Annotated in this window: 15 protein-coding genes; 4 read left to right on the top strand and 11 right to left on the bottom strand. The window is 67.0% G+C overall.

Features of this window, described 5'->3' with window-relative positions:
- Positions 1-27: 27 nt before the first annotated feature.
- Together HW466_RS05140 and HW466_RS05135 are read right to left on the bottom strand one after the other, a co-directional pair.
- Positions 28-288 (bottom strand): DUF2866 domain-containing protein, encoded by a 261-nt coding sequence (locus HW466_RS05140; RefSeq protein ID WP_059448988.1) that lies wholly within the window; start codon positions 286-288, stop codon positions 28-30.
- Between the two features lie 221 nt (positions 289-509).
- The gene (locus HW466_RS05135) at positions 510-1670 is read right to left on the bottom strand and encodes a porin (RefSeq protein WP_059448989.1); all 1161 of its coding nucleotides are present in this window, start codon (positions 1668-1670) and stop codon (positions 510-512) included.
- Positions 1671-1977: 307 nt separating this feature from the next.
- Here HW466_RS05135 and HW466_RS05130 point away from each other — a divergent pair, with 307 nt between their 5' ends.
- Positions 1978-2784 (top strand): MetQ/NlpA family ABC transporter substrate-binding protein, encoded by an 807-nt coding sequence (locus HW466_RS05130; RefSeq protein ID WP_059448990.1) that lies wholly within the window; start codon positions 1978-1980, stop codon positions 2782-2784.
- A gap of 142 nt (positions 2785-2926) precedes the next feature.
- Here HW466_RS05130 and HW466_RS05125 read toward each other — a convergent pair whose 3' ends face one another.
- The 4 genes from HW466_RS05125 to HW466_RS05110 form a co-directional block, all read right to left on the bottom strand.
- The gene (locus tag HW466_RS05125) at positions 2927-4042 is read right to left on the bottom strand and encodes a succinylglutamate desuccinylase/aspartoacylase family protein (RefSeq protein ID WP_059448991.1); all 1116 of its coding nucleotides are present in this window, start codon (positions 4040-4042) and stop codon (positions 2927-2929) included.
- 260 nt (positions 4043-4302) lie between these two features.
- Positions 4303-5085 (bottom strand): ABC transporter substrate-binding protein, encoded by a 783-nt coding sequence (locus tag HW466_RS05120; protein ID WP_059448992.1) that lies wholly within the window; start codon positions 5083-5085, stop codon positions 4303-4305.
- A 225-nt stretch (positions 5086-5310) separates the two neighbouring features.
- Positions 5311-6231, bottom strand: a complete 921-nt coding sequence (locus HW466_RS05115; protein WP_170296658.1) for a LysR family transcriptional regulator — start codon at positions 6229-6231, stop codon at positions 5311-5313.
- A 205-nt stretch (positions 6232-6436) separates the two neighbouring features.
- On the bottom strand, positions 6437-7030 hold the full coding sequence (locus tag HW466_RS05110) for a hypothetical protein (protein ID WP_059449098.1): 594 nt from the start codon (positions 7028-7030) through the stop codon (positions 6437-6439).
- Between the two features lie 37 nt (positions 7031-7067).
- Between HW466_RS05110 and HW466_RS05105 the strand changes: the two genes are divergently transcribed.
- Complete coding sequence (locus tag HW466_RS05105; RefSeq protein ID WP_059868723.1) at positions 7068-7283, top strand: hypothetical protein; 216 nt, start codon at positions 7068-7070, stop codon at positions 7281-7283.
- On the opposite strand, the gene HW466_RS05100 is transcribed toward HW466_RS05105, so the two are convergent.
- Positions 7259-8647 carry an NCS2 family permease gene (locus tag HW466_RS05100; RefSeq protein ID WP_059448994.1) on the bottom strand — a complete coding sequence of 463 codons (1389 nt, stop codon included), beginning with the start codon at positions 8645-8647 and terminating at the stop codon, positions 7259-7261. The genes HW466_RS05105 and HW466_RS05100 overlap by 25 nt on opposite strands.
- A 488-nt stretch (positions 8648-9135) precedes the next feature.
- A complete protein-coding gene (locus HW466_RS05095; protein ID WP_239005893.1) occupies positions 9136-9768 on the bottom strand; it encodes a TetR/AcrR family transcriptional regulator in 633 nt (210 codons plus the stop codon).
- A 93-nt stretch (positions 9769-9861) separates the two neighbouring features.
- On the opposite strand from HW466_RS05095, the gene HW466_RS05090 reads away from it, so the two are divergent.
- Entirely contained in the window at positions 9862-10527 is a 666-nt protein-coding gene (locus HW466_RS05090) for an O-methyltransferase (protein WP_060346211.1), read from the top strand.
- A 159-nt stretch (positions 10528-10686) separates the two neighbouring features.
- Here the strand turns inward: HW466_RS05090 and HW466_RS05085 are convergent, their stop codons facing one another.
- From HW466_RS05085 to HW466_RS05075, 3 genes are all read right to left on the bottom strand, one after another.
- Positions 10687-11802: an alkene reductase gene (locus tag HW466_RS05085; RefSeq protein ID WP_174905700.1), complete on the bottom strand. Its 1116-nt coding sequence runs from the start codon at positions 11800-11802 to the stop codon at positions 10687-10689.
- Between the two features lie 70 nt (positions 11803-11872).
- On the bottom strand, positions 11873-12679 hold the full coding sequence (dkgB, locus tag HW466_RS05080) for a 2,5-didehydrogluconate reductase DkgB (RefSeq protein WP_151006288.1): 807 nt from the start codon (positions 12677-12679) through the stop codon (positions 11873-11875).
- Positions 12680-12947: 268 nt separating this feature from the next.
- Positions 12948-14150: an MFS transporter gene (locus HW466_RS05075; protein ID WP_059944694.1), complete on the bottom strand. Its 1203-nt coding sequence runs from the start codon at positions 14148-14150 to the stop codon at positions 12948-12950.
- A 101-nt stretch (positions 14151-14251) separates the two neighbouring features.
- Here HW466_RS05075 and HW466_RS05070 point away from each other — a divergent pair, with 101 nt between their 5' ends.
- A complete protein-coding gene (locus HW466_RS05070; RefSeq protein ID WP_059501545.1) occupies positions 14252-15196 on the top strand; it encodes a LysR family transcriptional regulator in 945 nt (314 codons plus the stop codon).
- The last annotated feature ends 140 nt before the right edge of the window (positions 15197-15336 follow it).

Below are 15336 nucleotides of genomic sequence, written 5' to 3'. Positions count from 1 at the left end.
GCGGACAGCGGCGGGTAACGAAGGGCGTCAGAACTGCAGCCGGCCGTCGCCGTACAGGCGGCCCGGCACATGCGACGCGACGACCTCGGCGATCTCTTCGTCGGTCGATTCGGCCGGCACGATCTGGCGCCGCGCGGGCGCGTCGAGATGCATCGTCCATTCGACGAGCCGGTAAGGGCGCCCCCACGGGCGCTGCATTTCGACCGACACGCGACAGCTTTGGACCGGCAGCGAATGCTGGCGCGTCAGAATCGCGTGCAGATGGCTGAAAACGGTATCTTCGATCATCTTGGGCTCCGATCCTGTCTTGTGGGCAGTTGATGGCGGTGCCGTAGTGGGTCTCAAAAAAAAAGCCGCCGATGCTCAGGCGGCCAACAGGGGGGGTGAGAGCATCCTCTCAGCCCAGAATTAAGCGAAACTTAAAAGCCCATAAAAAAGCGCCCCGCGGGGAGCGGGGCGCTTCTTGCCGCCGTCATCCGCGAAATGCGCGGACGAGTTAAGCGGATGCTTTAGAACTTGTGGCGGATACCGACACGAGCGGCCAGCTGGTTCGACGAACCGTTGCCCGACGTGCTGAAGTAGCTCGTGCTCGAGCCGATCTGCGCTTGCACGCCGTTGCCCGATGCCTTCTGGTAGACGACCAGGCCGTACACGTCCGTACGCTTGCTCAGCGCGTAGTCGAGGCCCAGGTCGCCCTGGTTCCAGTGCGCCGAGTTGCCGCTTTGCGTTGCGTTCGTGTACGTGTAGCCCGCTGCTGCCGACAGCGCCGGGGTGATCGCATACTTCACGCCTGCTTCATATGCGTTGTAGAACGTGCCCGATGCGCCAGCCGCGATCGGGGTGAACTGCGTGCGCGTCCAGAGCAGCCATGCCGTTGCCGGGCCGAAGATGTAGCGGCCGCCGACGCCGTACGTGCGCAGGTCGCGGATGTTCGTCAGCGCGATGTTCGCGATCGACGTCGAGAATGCCGGCGTCGACTGGCTCGGGAAGCGGATGTCCGTGTATGCGGCGCCGAGTGCGAACGGGCCGTTCGCGTAGTTCAGGCCGAAGCTGTATGCGCGCGACGAACCGGCCGTCGTCGTGGTGCCCGTCGTCGTCGCCGGTGCGCCTGCGAAGTCGGTCGAGTTCGAGAAGCCGTACAACGCGCCGAACGTGAAGCCGGCGTAGTTCGCGCTCTGGAACTTCACCGAGTTGTTGATGCGGCTCGACGTGAGCTGGTCGATGTCGTTCACGTGGTACGCGTAGTTACCCGCGACCGTGTTGCCGCCGGTCGAGTAGTTCGAACCGAGGATGTCGGTCGAGAACGAGTACTGGCGGCCGAACGTGACCGTGCCGTATTGCGACTGGCTCAGGCCGACGTAGGCTTGACGGCCGAAGATCGCGCCGCCCTGGCCGATCGTGCCGTTGCCGCTGTTGAAGCCGTTTTCGAGCACGAAGATCGCCTTCAGGCCGCCACCGAGGTCTTCGGTGCCGCGCAGGCCCCAACGGCTGCCTTGGGCCACGCCGTCGTCGTACTTGAACAGCTTGCCGCTGCCGCCGTTCGCGGTCTTGCTGTGGTTCACGTAGCTGATACCGGCATCGATGACGCCATACAGGGTCACGCTGCTTTGTGCGTGTGCCGCGCCGGCCGTTGCTGCGAGGATGGCGATGGTCAACAGTTTCTTGTTCAAAGGATTCTCCGAGCGAATAAATGGCGTGTCCAGTTGCGGTTCCGGCGCTCTCTCTGGGCGCTTTCACGGACCGGTCGCAACTTTATCGGCGGGCCACGTAATGAATGTGACAGGCTTTGTCATATGACGAATCTGTGGTGCCGAAGCGACACTGGATTTTGCCCGGTTGAACAGCGGGGAGTTATACCGATTCCGCCTGAGGTTCGATCGAGATCGGGAATATGCACATGAAATAAGCTTGGTTGGTGCCGTTCCGGCCCCGTGCCACGATGCGCGCTTCGACAACCACACGGGACAAGAGGACACCATGCGACGTTCGATCCTGACCGGCCTCGGCGCGCTTGCCGCGGCGCTGGCCTTTGCCGCGCCCGGCGCGCACGCCGACTCCCAGACGCTGAAGATCGGCACGATGAGCGGCCCCGACGCGCAGATCTGGACCGAGGTGACGAAAGTCGCCGCACGCGAAGGCCTCGCGATCAAGGTCATCGAATTCAACGACTACGTGCAGCCGAACGCGGCACTCGACGCGGGCGACCTCGATGCGAACGGTTTCCAGCACCAGCCGTTTCTCGACAGCCAGATCAAGCAGCGCGGCTACCGGATCGTCAACGTCGGGCTGACCTACACGGCGCCGATGGGTTTCTATTCGAAGAAGCTCAAGTCGCTGAAGGACTTGCCGGCCGGCGCGAAGGTCGGGATCCAGAACGATCCGTCGAACGGCAATCGCGCGCTGCTGCTGCTGCAGAAATACGGCGTGATCAAGCTGAAGCCGGGCGTGGGCACCAACGGCGTGAACGCGACGCCGCTCGACGTCGCCGAGAATCCGAAGAAGATCCGGATCGTCGAGCTCGACGCCGCGCAACTGCCGCGCGCGCTGCCCGACCTCGACGCCGCATCGATCAACACCGACTATGCGGTGAAGGCCGGGCTCACGCCGGTGAAGGATGCGATCGCGATCGAGGATCTGCGCGGCCCGTACGCGAACCTGATCGCGGTGCGCGCGCAGGACAAGGACAAGCCGTGGGTGAAGAAGCTCGTCGCGGCCTATGAATCGGACGACGTGCGCAAGTTCATCGACCAGAAATTCGGCGGTGCGATCGTGCCGGCGTTCTGAACGTCGGCCGTTGCCCGGCCGCGTCGCGCGGCGTTGCACGCGACCGAAAAGCAAATCGCCCGCGCAAGCGGGCGATTTCGTTGGCGCGCCGTGATACGGCGCACGGGTCGGCCGCTCGGGCGGCCGAGGAGCGTTCAGACGCTCACGCCGACAGCAGCGATCCGGTGCGGATCGGCGTCGCGCCGGCGATGCGCGCGACTTCCATGCCGGCAGTCGCGAAGCGCACGACCTGACGCGCGTACAGCACACCCGACACGCTGCTCTTCAGCGTGATCACGCGATCGGTCAGCGGATCGACGATGTCGGCCACTTCCTGGCCGGCCTCGATCCACGCGCCGACCGGCGTGCGGAACACGATCACGCCCGACACAGGCGCGACGAGCGGATCGGTGCCCGCGAGCGGCGTGGCCGGATACGCGAGCGGCGGCAGCGGCGCGGGCGTGCCGTCGATCACGCCGCGTTCGGTCAGGTATTCGACGATCGCCTGGGAATCCTTTTCCGCGAGTTCATAGGACACGTCGCGCTCGCTGCGCAGTTCGACCGTGACGGAAATCGCGCCGTTCGGGATCGGGAAGCGCTCGCCGAAACGGCCGCGCAGATCCGACCAGCAGAAGCTGTGGATCTCGTCGAACGGATTGCCGACCGAATTCAGCGCGAGCAGCGACGCCTGCGAGTCCAGATAGCGCGCCAGCGGCTCGACGTCTTCCCACAGATCGGGGTTCGTATACAGATGCATCACAGCGTCGTTGTCGCAATGCAGGTCGAGCACGATGTCGGCGTCGAACGACAGCTTCTGCAGCGCGAGGCGCTGCGATTCGAGTTCGGTGCGCGGCTTCTGCTCGTCGAGCGCCTCGCGCATCGCGGTGCGTACCGCCACGAGGTTGCGTTGCGCGTCGTTCGTCAGCCGGCCTTCGATGCGCGGCAGCACGAGCGCGGCGAGATCGTGGAAATTGCGGTTGAAGTTCTGCATCGAGCCGAGCTCGAAGCGGCCGAGGTGATCGCCGAACACATGCTGCGACAGGCCGATCGGGTTCGGCACGGGCACGATGACGATCTCGCCGCGCAGCTTGCCGGCCGTCTCGAGCGCGGCGATCTTGCGGCGCAGCAGCGCGGCGACCAGCATGCCGGGCAGTTCGTCCGCGTGCAGCGACGACTGGATGTAGACCTTCTTCCCGCCGCGCGGGCCGTAGTGGAAGCTCGTGATCTGACGTTCGGTACCGACGGCGGGGGAAATCAGCGGATGGGTCTGCGTTTGCATGATGAGGGGAGGGCGGCGCAGCCGCGAGTGATCCGGTATGCGTGGAAGATCGATTGTACGTTGCCTTGCGCGAACCTATCAAACCACGCGCCGGGCAAGCCGATTTCCTTTACGAATCATCGAGTTGTTGCATAAAAAATAACGTTGCCGCGGCCCTGCGTTCAGACGTGTCGCGCAGGCGTCCGGCGCGCGCGGCGCAAAAAAAACGGGCTCCTTGCGGAGCCCGTCTGCGCGGATGCGAAGCGCGCCGTTGCGCGGTGTTACTTGCCGTACACGTCGAAATCGAAGTACTTCTTCGCGATCTTGTCGTACGTGCCGTCCTTGCGCATGCCGGCGATCGCGCTGTCGATCTTCGCCTTCAGGTCGGTGTCTTCCTTGCGCAGGCCGATGCCGGCGCCGTTGCCGAGCGTCTTCGGATCGTCGATGTCCTTGCCGGCGAAATCGAAGTTCGCGCCGCGCGGCGTCTTCAGGAAGCCGATTTCAGCCTGCACCGCGTCCTGCAGCGCGCCGTCCAGACGGCCGGAAATCAGGTCGGCATAGACCTGGTCCTGGTTCTGGTAAGGCACGACGTTCACGCCCTTCGGCGCCCAGTACGTCTTCGCGTAGGTTTCCTGGATCGTGCCCTGCTCGACGCCGACCGACTTGCCCTTCAGCGATTCGGCCGTCGGCATCAGGCCGGCACCCTTCTTCGCGACGAGGCGCGTCGGCGTGTTGAACAGCTTCGACGAGAACGCGATCTGTTCCTGACGCGCCGGCGTCATCGACATCGACGACAGGACGCCGTCGAACTTGCGTGCCTTCAGCGCCGGGATCATCCCGTCGAAGTCGTTTTCGATCCACACGCACTTCGCGTTCATGCGGCGGCAGATTTCGTTGCCGAGATCGACGTCGAACCCGACCACCTTGCCGTCGGCGCCTTTCGATTCGAAAGGCGGGTAGCTTGCGTCGACGCCGAAGCGCACGGTCGTCCAGTCCTTCGCGTATGCAGTGCCGGCCGATACGGCGAGCAGGGCTACGGTCACAGCCGCAAGAATCTTTTTCACTCGGTGACTCCTCGTTTTGTTCGATGGGTGCGCGGTTGTGCCGCGCCGTAAGCCTTCGGCCCGGCGCGGCTTCGCGTCGGACTGTCCGTTTCGCTGCCCGATGCGGGCGCGCGACGTGCGCAAGATTATCAAGACAAAATACCGGGAGGGCGCCTAGGACATGCCCCGATACCGGACCCGACGGCCGTGCGCGCGGCGCGCGACCGTTTCAGACGAAGGAACGATTCAGCCGAGCGTTTCGTTGACCGCGCGCTGCAGGCAGGTGACGAATTGCGAGACGGCCGGCGTCGGCAGCAGGTCGCGGCGCGCGATGATCGACAGGTCGAAGCGCGGCATGCTTTCGTCGAGCCCGGCCGTGCGAATCCCGAGCGGCGCCACCATCGCGGCCAGCGGGCGCGTGAAGCAGCCGATCACGTCGGAGCGCGCGACGAGCCCGAGCGTCACCGCGAACGACATCGGCGAGCGCAGCAGGCGCTTCGGCAGCGGCAGCCCGCGTGCCTCGAACATGCCGACCATCACGCTGTGCGGGAATTGCTCGGCACCGACCGTGACGATCCACTCGGCATCGAGCAATTCCTCTAACCGCCGCGCGTGCGCCAGCGGGTGGCCTTCGCGCATCACGACGGTGAACTCGGTCGACAGCAGCGGCACCTGCGTGAAATCGCGATCGAGGGCCGGCACATGGTGCATCGCAGCGATGTCGAGCGTGCCGTTGCGCAGTTGCGCGAGCGCGTCGGGCACCGTCACTTCCTCCAGATGCAGGCTGACGTTCGGCATCGACTGGCGGAAGGCGGTGACCGCGTGCGGCAGCGCGGTCAGCGCGATCGACGGCATCGTGCCGACCGCGACGCGCCCCGACATTTCCCCTTTCACCTGCTCGACGGCCTCGACGGTGCGGCGCACGTCGCCGAGCAGTTGCTCGGCGCGCGGCAGCAGCGCATGGCCGCACGCGGTCAGCTCGACGCCGCGCACGCTGCGCGCGAGCAGTTCGGCGTTCAGTGCCGTCTCGAGTTCGCGGATCGTATGCGTGATCGCCGGTTGCGTGACGCCGAGCTCGCGCGCGGCGGCGCGCAGGCTCTTGTGATGCGCGGCGGAGACGAATGCCTGGAGCTGCGCGATGTTCAGGTGGGTTCGGATGCGGGTCATCGATCGGTTCGGATCTGGCGGCGAGCCGGGGCGCCGGCGCGAAGATCGATAGGGTAGCGCGCCGCGACGGCGAACGCCGGATGGAACGAAAACCGCGCGGCGCGGGACGGCATTCTTTCGCCGCGACCGAGGGAGGGCCGATCGGGATTGCAGATGACGGTGTGCGCGGCGCTACGACGTACCGCATCGCAATGCGCCGGGCGTGTCAGGCAAGCGCCAGTTCGACGGCCGCGAGCGTGCGGCGGCGGATCCAGCCGCTCGCGAGCCGGATCGCGAGCCAGTACGGCAGAAACAGCAGCCGCGTGCGCGTGTCGGGACAGTGCACGAAGGTTTCGGTGCGCAGCAGCCGCGTGCCCGACGACAGTCCGACGACCTCGAAGCGCAGCACCAGTTTCGCGTCGCGCGGATCGTCGTGCCGGACGAAGGCCGCGGCGTCGGCGATCGTCCGCACGTCGGGCGTCGGGCGCCAGAAGCGTCCGATGAGGCCGAGCGACAGCGACGTGTCGTCGCGATGCAGCAGCGTGAACGTATGGAAGCCGAAGCGTTCGCGCGCGCCTTCGGCTTCGCGATTGCCCAGCACGCGTGCGATGGCCGCCGGTGCTTCACGCATGGTGAGCAGCGCGTCGATGACCGGATCGGCGCGCATGTCGAGCGCGGCCACGGCGTCGATGATGCGCGACGGCGGCGCATCGATCGGCTGCGACTCATGAACTTCGACGAAGCCGAATGACGGGATGAACGGCGGCTTGTGCGCCGCGGTCCGCGTGTCTGATTCAGAGACGATGCCGAACGGATTCATGCGCGCTCCGGAGGACAAAGCACGATCGTAGCACTGCATGCGCAACAGCGATGCGCCGCACCTGGCCATCGCGCGTGCGTGCGCGCCGCAACGCCGCCAGCACCGGCAAAAAAGGCCCGGAAACATGCGTTTCCAGGCCGGGAAGCCATCGACGACGATGGTGGAGGAGACGGATGTCGTCCCGATGCGCGCCGCCCTTCTGCAGGCGACGTCGCGCATGATGCGCGGTCAGATCGCCCAGCCGCCGAGATAGAACGTGACGAGCACGGCGGCGATGAGCACGGTGCCGACGTTGAGCTTGCGGAATTCGCCGCTGGCGATGCGGCCGATCACGAGCGTCGAGAAGCCGAGCATGATGCCGGTCACGATGTTCGCGGTCAGCACGATGAACACCGCGCACACGAGGCCCGACATCGCATCGACCATGTCGTCCATGTGCAGCTTGCTCACGCTGCCGAGCATCAGCAGGCCGACGTACATCAGCGCGGGGGCCGTTGCGTACGACGGCACGAGGCCGGCGAGCGGCGAGAAGAACATCACGACCAGGAACAGCACGCCGACCACCGCCGCCGCGAGGCCCGTCTTCGCGCCGGCCGCCACGCCGACGCTCGATTCGATGTAGGCCGCCGCCGGCGCGCCGCCGAGGAAGCCGGAGAAGATCGAGCTGACCGAATCGGCGGTCAGCGCGCGGCCGCCGTTGATGATGCGGCCGTTTTCATCGAGCTGGCCCGCCTGGCCCGCGACCGCGCGGATCGTGCCCGTCGCGTCGAACACGGCGGTCATCACGAGCGCGAGCACGCTCGGCAGCACGGCCATCGACAGCGCGCCCTTGATGTCCATCGCGCCGATCAGCGATGCGTGGCCCGGTGCGCTCAGCGACGGCAGCGCGAAGATGCCGCGATACTTCACCGCCGGATCGAACGCGAGGCCGATCAGCGAGATCGCGACCACGACGAGCAGGATGCCGCCGGGCACGCGACGCTTCTCGAGCCCGAAGATCGCGGCGAGGCCGACGACCGACATGATGACGGGGAACGCGGTGATCTGGCCGAGCGAGACCGGCAGGCCGGCGCCCGGATTCTTGATCACCAGGCCGACGTCGTTCGACGCGATCAGCAGCAGGAACAGGCCGATGCCGATCCCGGTGCCGTGCGCGACGCCCGCGGGCAGATTGCGCAGGATCCACGAACGCACGCCGGTGACCGAGATGCCCGTGAACACGAGGCCCATCAGGAATACGGCGCCGAGCGCGACGCTCGGATGCAGACCCTTGCCGAGCACGAGGCCGAACGCGGTGAACGCGGTCAGCGAGATCGCGCAGCCGATCGCGATCGGCAGCTTCGCCCACAGGCCCATCAGCAGCGAGCCGAACGCGGTGGTGAGACAGACCGCGACGAATACCGCGCTCGTGTCGAAGCCGGCCTTGCCGAACATGCCGGGCACGACGAACACCGAATAGACCATCGCGAGGAAAGTGGTCACGCCCGCGACGATTTCGCGACGCTGCGTGCTGCCGCGCGACGAAATGCCGAAGTACCGGTCGATGACTCCCTTGGTGCCGAAGTCCGTTTCTTCCGCGCCGACGCCGACCGTCGGCTGCACCGGGGTATCACTCATGAGCTTGCTCCTTTATCAGCATGCTGAAACGGCCCGTGGCAGGCCGTCGTCAGGGTGTCTCGTATCTGGTTGAAATTATCGGCAGCGTCGTGGGGACGCATCGCGCGCGATTCGTGTCGTCGTCCGCGTGTCGAAGGGCGCGCGAGTGTCGCGTCGTACGACGCGTGGTGCGGTCGACCCCGTCACGTGTGCTTTGCCGTAGCGAAGGTTAGGCGAACGGCTCATCACGTCCCATTGGAGGAAGAGCATGCAGCGCATGTCGCAGCGCTTATATCGGCGTGCAACCGGGCTTCGTCGTCGCGGAACGCGTGTATACGCCTAGTTCGAATCCGTTAAGGCGATTATTTGAACGCAGGATCGGCGGGCCGGGCGGCAGCGGGTGCCGCATCGGGTATTACGAATTTCTTTCAGCAAGGCGGCGCAGGCGCATGAACGCCGCCGCGCAGCCGTGCGTCGTCGCCGTAGCCGTCGCCGTCGCCGTCGCGGCATCACCGGCGTGCGAGCTGCGCGAGATACGCGCAGAACATGTCGGCCATCGCGGCCGAATACGCGTCGATTTCCGCCGCCGTGCGTTCGGTTTCCGAAAACGCCTTGCCGGCATGCATGAGCGTGCTCGTGATCAGCTCGCACGCGAGCGCGCGCGTGGCATCCGCCACGTCGGGCAGCGCGTCGCGCATGAATGCGCTGAAGATGCGGTTGCCGGCCGCCTTCACTTCCTGTGCCTCGGGTGTATCGCGATAGAGCGGCGCGGCGTCGTCGAGCGCGATGCGCATCCGCGCCTCGTCGCATTCCGAGCGGATGAACGCGTGGACGGCGGCGCGCAGCCGCTCGGGCGGCGTCTTGCCCGGATCTTCCAGCATCCCGCGCAGCATCGCGGACGTCTGCCGCCACTCGTCGTGCTGCAGCCGGAACAGCACGGCCGCCTTGTTCGGGAAGTACTGATACAGCGAACCGACGCTCACGCCGGCGCGCTCGGCGACGCGCGCCATCGTGAAGCGCTGCGCGCCTTCGGTCGCCAGAACCTGAATAGCGGCCTCGAGCACGTCGTCGACGAGCCGGGTCGAGCGGGCTTGCCGAGGCAGTCTGCGCGAGGCGATCGGGGCGTTGCGGCGGTCGGTCATGACGGGTCTGCCAATGCGAATAGTAAAACGTGAATGGTTCGTCATATTCTAGTCGGGCGCTCTGACGCACTCAACCTGACACCGGAGATTCGCATGACCACCCTGATTCACGACCCGCTGGCGTCGCTGCTCGCGCGCCTGTTCGACGAAGCCGACGCATCGTCGCCCGCGTCGAGCCCGGACTTCGCCGACCTGTCGCACGACGAGCACGCGCGGCTGATGCGCAGCAAGACCGATTACGCCGATTTCTATGCACGCCTGAAGGATTATCCGCTCGCGGTGTCGCGCGAGACGGGCACGCTGCTGTACATGCTCGCGCGCGGCTGCGGCGCACGTGCGATCGTCGAGTTCGGGACGTCGTTCGGCATCTCGACGCTGCACCTCGCGGCCGCGCTGCGCGACAACGGCGGTGGCCGGGTGATCACGAGCGAGTTCGAGGCGTCGAAGGTCGCGCGGGCGCGCGCGAACCTGACGGCGGCCGGGCTGGCCGATCTGGTGGAGATTCGTGAAGGCGATGCGTTGCGCACGTTGGCGAGCGATCTGCCGGACACGGTCGATCTCCTGCTGCTCGACGGCGCGAAGGCGCTGTATCCCGAGATCCTCGCGCGGGTCGAGCCGCGGTTGCGGTCCGGCGCGTTCGTCGTTGCCGACAACGCGGAGTACAGCCCGGACTACCTCGATTACGTCCGCGCGCCGCGCAACGGCTACCTGTCGGTGCCGTTCGGCGGCGATGTCGAGCTGTCGATGCGGATCCGCTGAATGCGAAGCGTGCCGACGGCCCGAGCATCGCGCCGCGGTCGATGCGCGGGCATTGCCGGCGCTGGCGTCCGGCATGCGCCGATGCGGGCGCCTGGCGGTGCGGTGCCGACACCGGAACGCGACGCGGGCGCACTGCTCGTCTTGCCCGGCCTCGGGACGTCACGCCGCGGCTTGCGCAAGCGTCGGATAGTCGACGAGGCCGCGTGCGCCGCCGCCGAACAGCGTGTTGCGGTCGTGCGGAGCGAGCGCGGCACCGGTGCGCAGGCGCTCGGGCAGGTCGGGATTCGCGACGAACGGCCGGCCGAACGCGATGAGGTCGGCCCAGCCTGCGGCGATCGCGTCGCGCGCGCGCTCGGCCGTGTACGCGCCGGCGTAGATCATCACGCCCGGGAACGCGGCACGCAGCTGCTGCTTGAATTCGACCGGCATCAGCGGCGCGTCGTCCCAGTCGGCTTCCGCGATGTGCAGGTAGCCGACGCCGAGTTCGCCGAGCAGCTTCGCGGCGGCGAGGTAGGTCGTCTCGGGATCGTCGTCGACGCAGCCGTTCAGCGTGGTCAGCGGCGCGAGGCGGATGCCGACGCGCGACGCGTCGCCGGTGCCTTCGATCAGCGCCTGCGTGACTTCGCGCAGGAAGCGCAGCCGGTTCTCGAGCGAGCCGCCGTACGCGTCGGTGCGCGTGTTCGCGTTCGAGTCGATGAACTGGTTCACGAGATAGCCGTTCGCGCCGTGCAGCTCGACGCCGTCGAAGCCGGCTTCGATCGCGTTGCGCGCGGCGGCGCGGTATTGATCGACGGTCTCGCGGATTTCGTCGACGGACAACGCGCGCGGCTCGGAAGCCTGCACGAAACCCGGCGTGCTGCCGTCTTCGCCGGCGATGAACACGTTCACGCCCTTCGCCTGCAGCGGCGACGACGACACCGGTTGCCGGCCGCCGAGCAGGCTCGTGTGACTCAGCCGGCCGACGTGCCAGAGCTGCGCGAAGATGCGGCCGTGCGCGGCGTGGACGGCGTCGGTCACCTTGCGCCAGCCGGCGACCTGCGACGGCGTGTGGATGCCGGGCGTCCATGCGTAGCCCTTGCCGAGCGGCGCGATGTACGTGCCTTCGCTGACGATCAGGCCGGCACTTGCGCGCTGCGCGTAATACGCGGCCATCAGTTCATTGGCTTCGTCGCCGGGCTGGCTGGCGCGCGAACGCGTCATCGGCGGCATCACGATTCGGTTCGGCAGCGTCAGTGTGCCGAATTGCAGCGGCTGGAAAAGCGGGTCATGGTTCATCACGGGTTCCTTTCGGTACCGCGGCCGGCTGGCCGCGGATGAGTCGATCGAGGTGTCGCGCACGCGGCGCTTAGTCCCACTTCGGCGCGAGGCCGGCCGGGTCGACTTCGCGGCCGTTGCGCTCGAGCGCGGCGATCTGCGCCATGTCTTCGTCGGTCAGGCGCAGCGTCCGCGCGAGCAGGTTGCTCGCGAGGTTTTCGCGCTTCGTCGACGACGGAATCACCGAGTAGCCGAGCTGCAGCGCCCAGGCCAGCGCGACCTGCGCGGGCGTCGCATCGTGCCGTTGCGCGATCGCGCCGATCACCGGGTCGCCGAGCACCTTGCCGTATGCGAGCGTCATGTACGACGTCACGTGGATGCCTTCGCCGTTCAGGAACTCGACCAGCTTGTGGTTCTGCAGATACGGGCTCAGTTCGATCTGGTTCGTCGCGATCGCATCCTTGCCGACCACCGCGATCGCTTCCTTCGTCAGTTCGATGTTGAAGTTCGAGATGCCGATCTGGCGCGTGAGGCCCTTCGCCTTCGCGTCGGCGAGTGCGGTCATGAACGCGTCGATCGACACGCCGTTGTCCGGAGCCGGCCAGTGGATCAGCGTCAGGTCGACGTAGTCCGTGCGCAGCTTGCGCAGGCTTTCCTCGAGGCTCGCGGCCAGCTTGGCCGGCGCGTAGTTGTCGACCCAGATCTTCGTCGTGAGGAACAGGTCCTCCCGGCGCACGCCCGATGCGGCGATCGCTTCGCCGATTTCGGCTTCGTTGCCGTAGATCTGCGCTGTGTCGATCGCGCGGTAGCCGAGTTCGAGGCCGTTGCGGACCGAGTCGATGACGACCTGGCCTTGCAGGCGGAAGGTGCCGAGGCCGAATGCGGGAATGTTGTTCATCGTGTATTCCTGAAAGAGGCAGTTGCGTCATGGACCATTCTGGCGCTCGGGACTGGTGAGATAAACGCCTTCAGAGGTCAAAAATATTTGATTTGAAATCAAAGGTCGGCGCGAGCTTGCTCCGGCGCGTGCGTCGTTGCCCTCGCAGGGGCGCATGCGCGGTCCGTCCTTGTGTAGCGCGCAACGCGAGATGAAGCCGTCGCTGCGTATGTCGAGCGTCTTGCGGTCGAACGCCCCGCGCCGGGCCGCTTTCGCGCATGGGCGATCTTCAATGCGCGAGTTCGACGGGTTCGGCCGTGCGTTCGGGCAGGCCCTGGCCGCGGTCGAGGCGGCCGCTCAGCGCGGTCAGCGCGAACGCCCCGAGTGTGACGACGGCGGCGATCCACGGCGTATGGCCGAGGCCGACGTTCGCGACGATCAGCCCGCCGAGCGACGAGCCGCCGGCGACGCCGAGGTTGAACGCGGCGATGTTGAAGCCCGATGCGACGTCGGTGGCGTCCGGCGCGAAGTGGCGCGCCTGCTTGACGACGTACACCTGCAGGCCCGGCACGTTGCCGAATGCGACGGCGCCCCACGCGAGCATCGTCAGCACCGCGAGCCACTTCGCGTGCACCGTGAAGGTCAGTGCGAACAGCACGATCGCGAGCAGCAGGAAGATCTGCTTGAGCGCCTTGACCGGGCCGACGCGGTCGGCGAGCTTGCCGCCCCACACGTTGCCGAACGCGACCGACACGCCGTAGCCGACGAGCACGAGACTGACCTGCGACGGCGTGAAGCCGGCGATCCGTTCGAGCAGCGGGGCCATGTAGGTGAATGCGATCAGCGAGCCGCCGTAGCCGACCGCCGTCATCGCATAGACGAGCAGCAGCCGCGGCTGGGCCAGCACGCGGAACTGACGGGCGAGCGGCGCCGGCGGCGTGCGCGGGAGGCCGCGCGGCACGAAGGCCACCGCGCCGACGAACGCGACGACGCCGAACAGCGCGACGATCAGGAACGTCGCGCGCCAGCCGAAGTGCTGGCCGATGAAGGTGCCGAGCGGAATGCCGGCGACGAACGCGACGGTCATGCCGCTGAACATCGTCGCGATTGCGCTGGCGGCCTTGTCCTTCGGCACGAGCGTGGTCGCGATGATCGAGCCGACCGAGAAGAACACGCCGTGCGCGAGGCCGGTGAGCACGCGCGCGACGATCAGCGATTCATAACCGGGCGCTTGCCAGGCGACGAGGTTGCCGATGGTGAACAGCGCCATCAGCGCGGCGAGCAGCGTCTTGCGCGGCACGCGGCCGGTGAGCGCGGTGAGCAGCGGTGCGCCGATCGCGACGCTCAGCGCGTAGAGGCTGACGAGCAGGCCGGCCGACGGCAGGCTGACGCCGAGATCGGCGCCGATCGTCGGGATCAGCCCGACGATCACGAATTCGGTCGTGCCGATGGCGAAGGCGCTGATGGTCAGAGCCAGCAGGGCGAGTGGCATGGCGGGATCCAGGTTCCAGTAAGAATGGGCCGCAGTGTGCCGCCTTTACTTTTGCGGAAAAACTCGTCTATAAACCAAATTGTTTTGATTTCAGATCAACAATGAAAATCACTCTCGACGAACTCCAGGCCTTTGCCGCCGTGGTCGACACCGGTTCGATCACCGCCGCCGCGCAGCAGCTCGACGTCACCGTGTCGGCGGCGAGCCGCACGCTCGGGCGGCTCGAGGAGAAGCTGAAGACGACGCTCCTGCGCCGGACCACGCGCCGGCTCGAACTGACCGAGGAGGGGCGCGCGTTCCTGCAGGATGCGCGCGCCATCATCGAATCGGTCGAGAACGCCGAGGAGCAGATGCTCGCGCGGCGCGAGATGCCGTCGGGGCGGCTGCGCGTCGATGCCGCGACGCCGTTCATGCTGCACGTGATCGTGCCGCTCGTGCGCGGCTACCGGGAACGTTTCCCGAAGGTCGAACTGGAGCTGAACAGCAACGAAGGAATCATCGACCTGCTCGAGCGGCGCACCGACGTTGCGATCCGGATCGGCCGCCTGAAGGATTCGACGCTGCACAGCCGGCGGATCGGCAACAGCCGGCTGCGTATCCTCGCGAGCCCCGCGTACATCGAAGCGCACGGCCAGCCGCGCAAGGTGGAGGACCTCGGCAAGCACACGCTGCTCGGCTTCACGCAGCCCGAATCGCTGAACGTGTGGCCGATCCTCGGCGCGGACGGCGAGCCGACCCGCGTCGAGCCCGATATCTGGTCGTCGAGCGGCGAGACGCTGCGGCAGCTCGCGCTGGAGGGGGCCGGCGTGGTGTGCCTGTCGGATTTCATGACCGCGCAGGATCGCGAGGCCGGCCGGCTCGTGCAGGTGCTCGCGCGCCAGACACTCGAGGTCGAACAGCCGATCAACGCGGTGTATTACCGGAACACCGCGATCTCGTCTCGGATCGCGTCATTCGTCGATTACATGATCGAGGTGCTGGGCGGCGGGAGAAGCGGCGGCGATGCGCCGGCGCGGCGCAAGGCCGCGTGGGTCGGGTCGCTGTAACGGCGGCGCACTGAACGGGGCGCGGGCGACCGGTTTCGGGGGACCGCCTTCGGGGGACCGCCGTTGGGCGACCGCCAGCGGGCGGCCGATTTCGGGCCGCTACGGCCTACGGGAGGCCGGCTGTGCGCGCCGGCGCGAGC

Source organism: Burkholderia territorii, assembly GCF_902833055.1.
GTDB lineage: Bacteria > Pseudomonadota > Gammaproteobacteria > Burkholderiales > Burkholderiaceae > Burkholderia > Burkholderia territorii.
Note: the sequence above shows the minus strand (reverse complement) of the source record. Positions and strands in the feature narration are given on the sequence as shown.

Coding starts and splice junctions, on each gene's coding strand:
- HW466_RS05140 (WP_059448988.1), bottom strand. CDS start 288: ATGATCGAAGATACCGTTTTCAGCCATCTGCACGCGATTCTGACGCGC.
- HW466_RS05130 (WP_059448990.1), top strand. CDS start 1,978: ATGCGACGTTCGATCCTGACCGGCCTCGGCGCGCTTGCCGCGGCGCTG.
- HW466_RS05125 (WP_059448991.1), bottom strand. CDS start 4,042: ATGCAAACGCAGACCCATCCGCTGATTTCCCCCGCCGTCGGTACCGAA.
- HW466_RS05115 (WP_170296658.1), bottom strand. CDS start 6,231: ATGACCCGCATCCGAACCCACCTGAACATCGCGCAGCTCCAGGCATTC.
- HW466_RS05110 (WP_059449098.1), bottom strand. CDS start 7,030: ATGAATCCGTTCGGCATCGTCTCTGAATCAGACACGCGGACCGCGGCG.
- HW466_RS05105 (WP_059868723.1), top strand. CDS start 7,068: ATGCGCAACAGCGATGCGCCGCACCTGGCCATCGCGCGTGCGTGCGCG.
- HW466_RS05100 (WP_059448994.1), bottom strand. CDS start 8,647: ATGAGTGATACCCCGGTGCAGCCGACGGTCGGCGTCGGCGCGGAAGAA.
- HW466_RS05095 (WP_239005893.1), bottom strand. CDS start 9,768: ATGACCGACCGCCGCAACGCCCCGATCGCCTCGCGCAGACTGCCTCGG.
- HW466_RS05090 (WP_060346211.1), top strand. CDS start 9,862: ATGACCACCCTGATTCACGACCCGCTGGCGTCGCTGCTCGCGCGCCTG.
- HW466_RS05085 (WP_174905700.1), bottom strand. CDS start 11,802: ATGAACCATGACCCGCTTTTCCAGCCGCTGCAATTCGGCACACTGACG.
- dkgB (WP_151006288.1), bottom strand. CDS start 12,679: ATGAACAACATTCCCGCATTCGGCCTCGGCACCTTCCGCCTGCAAGGC.
- HW466_RS05075 (WP_059944694.1), bottom strand. CDS start 14,150: ATGCCACTCGCCCTGCTGGCTCTGACCATCAGCGCCTTCGCCATCGGC.
- HW466_RS05070 (WP_059501545.1), top strand. CDS start 14,252: ATGAAAATCACTCTCGACGAACTCCAGGCCTTTGCCGCCGTGGTCGAC.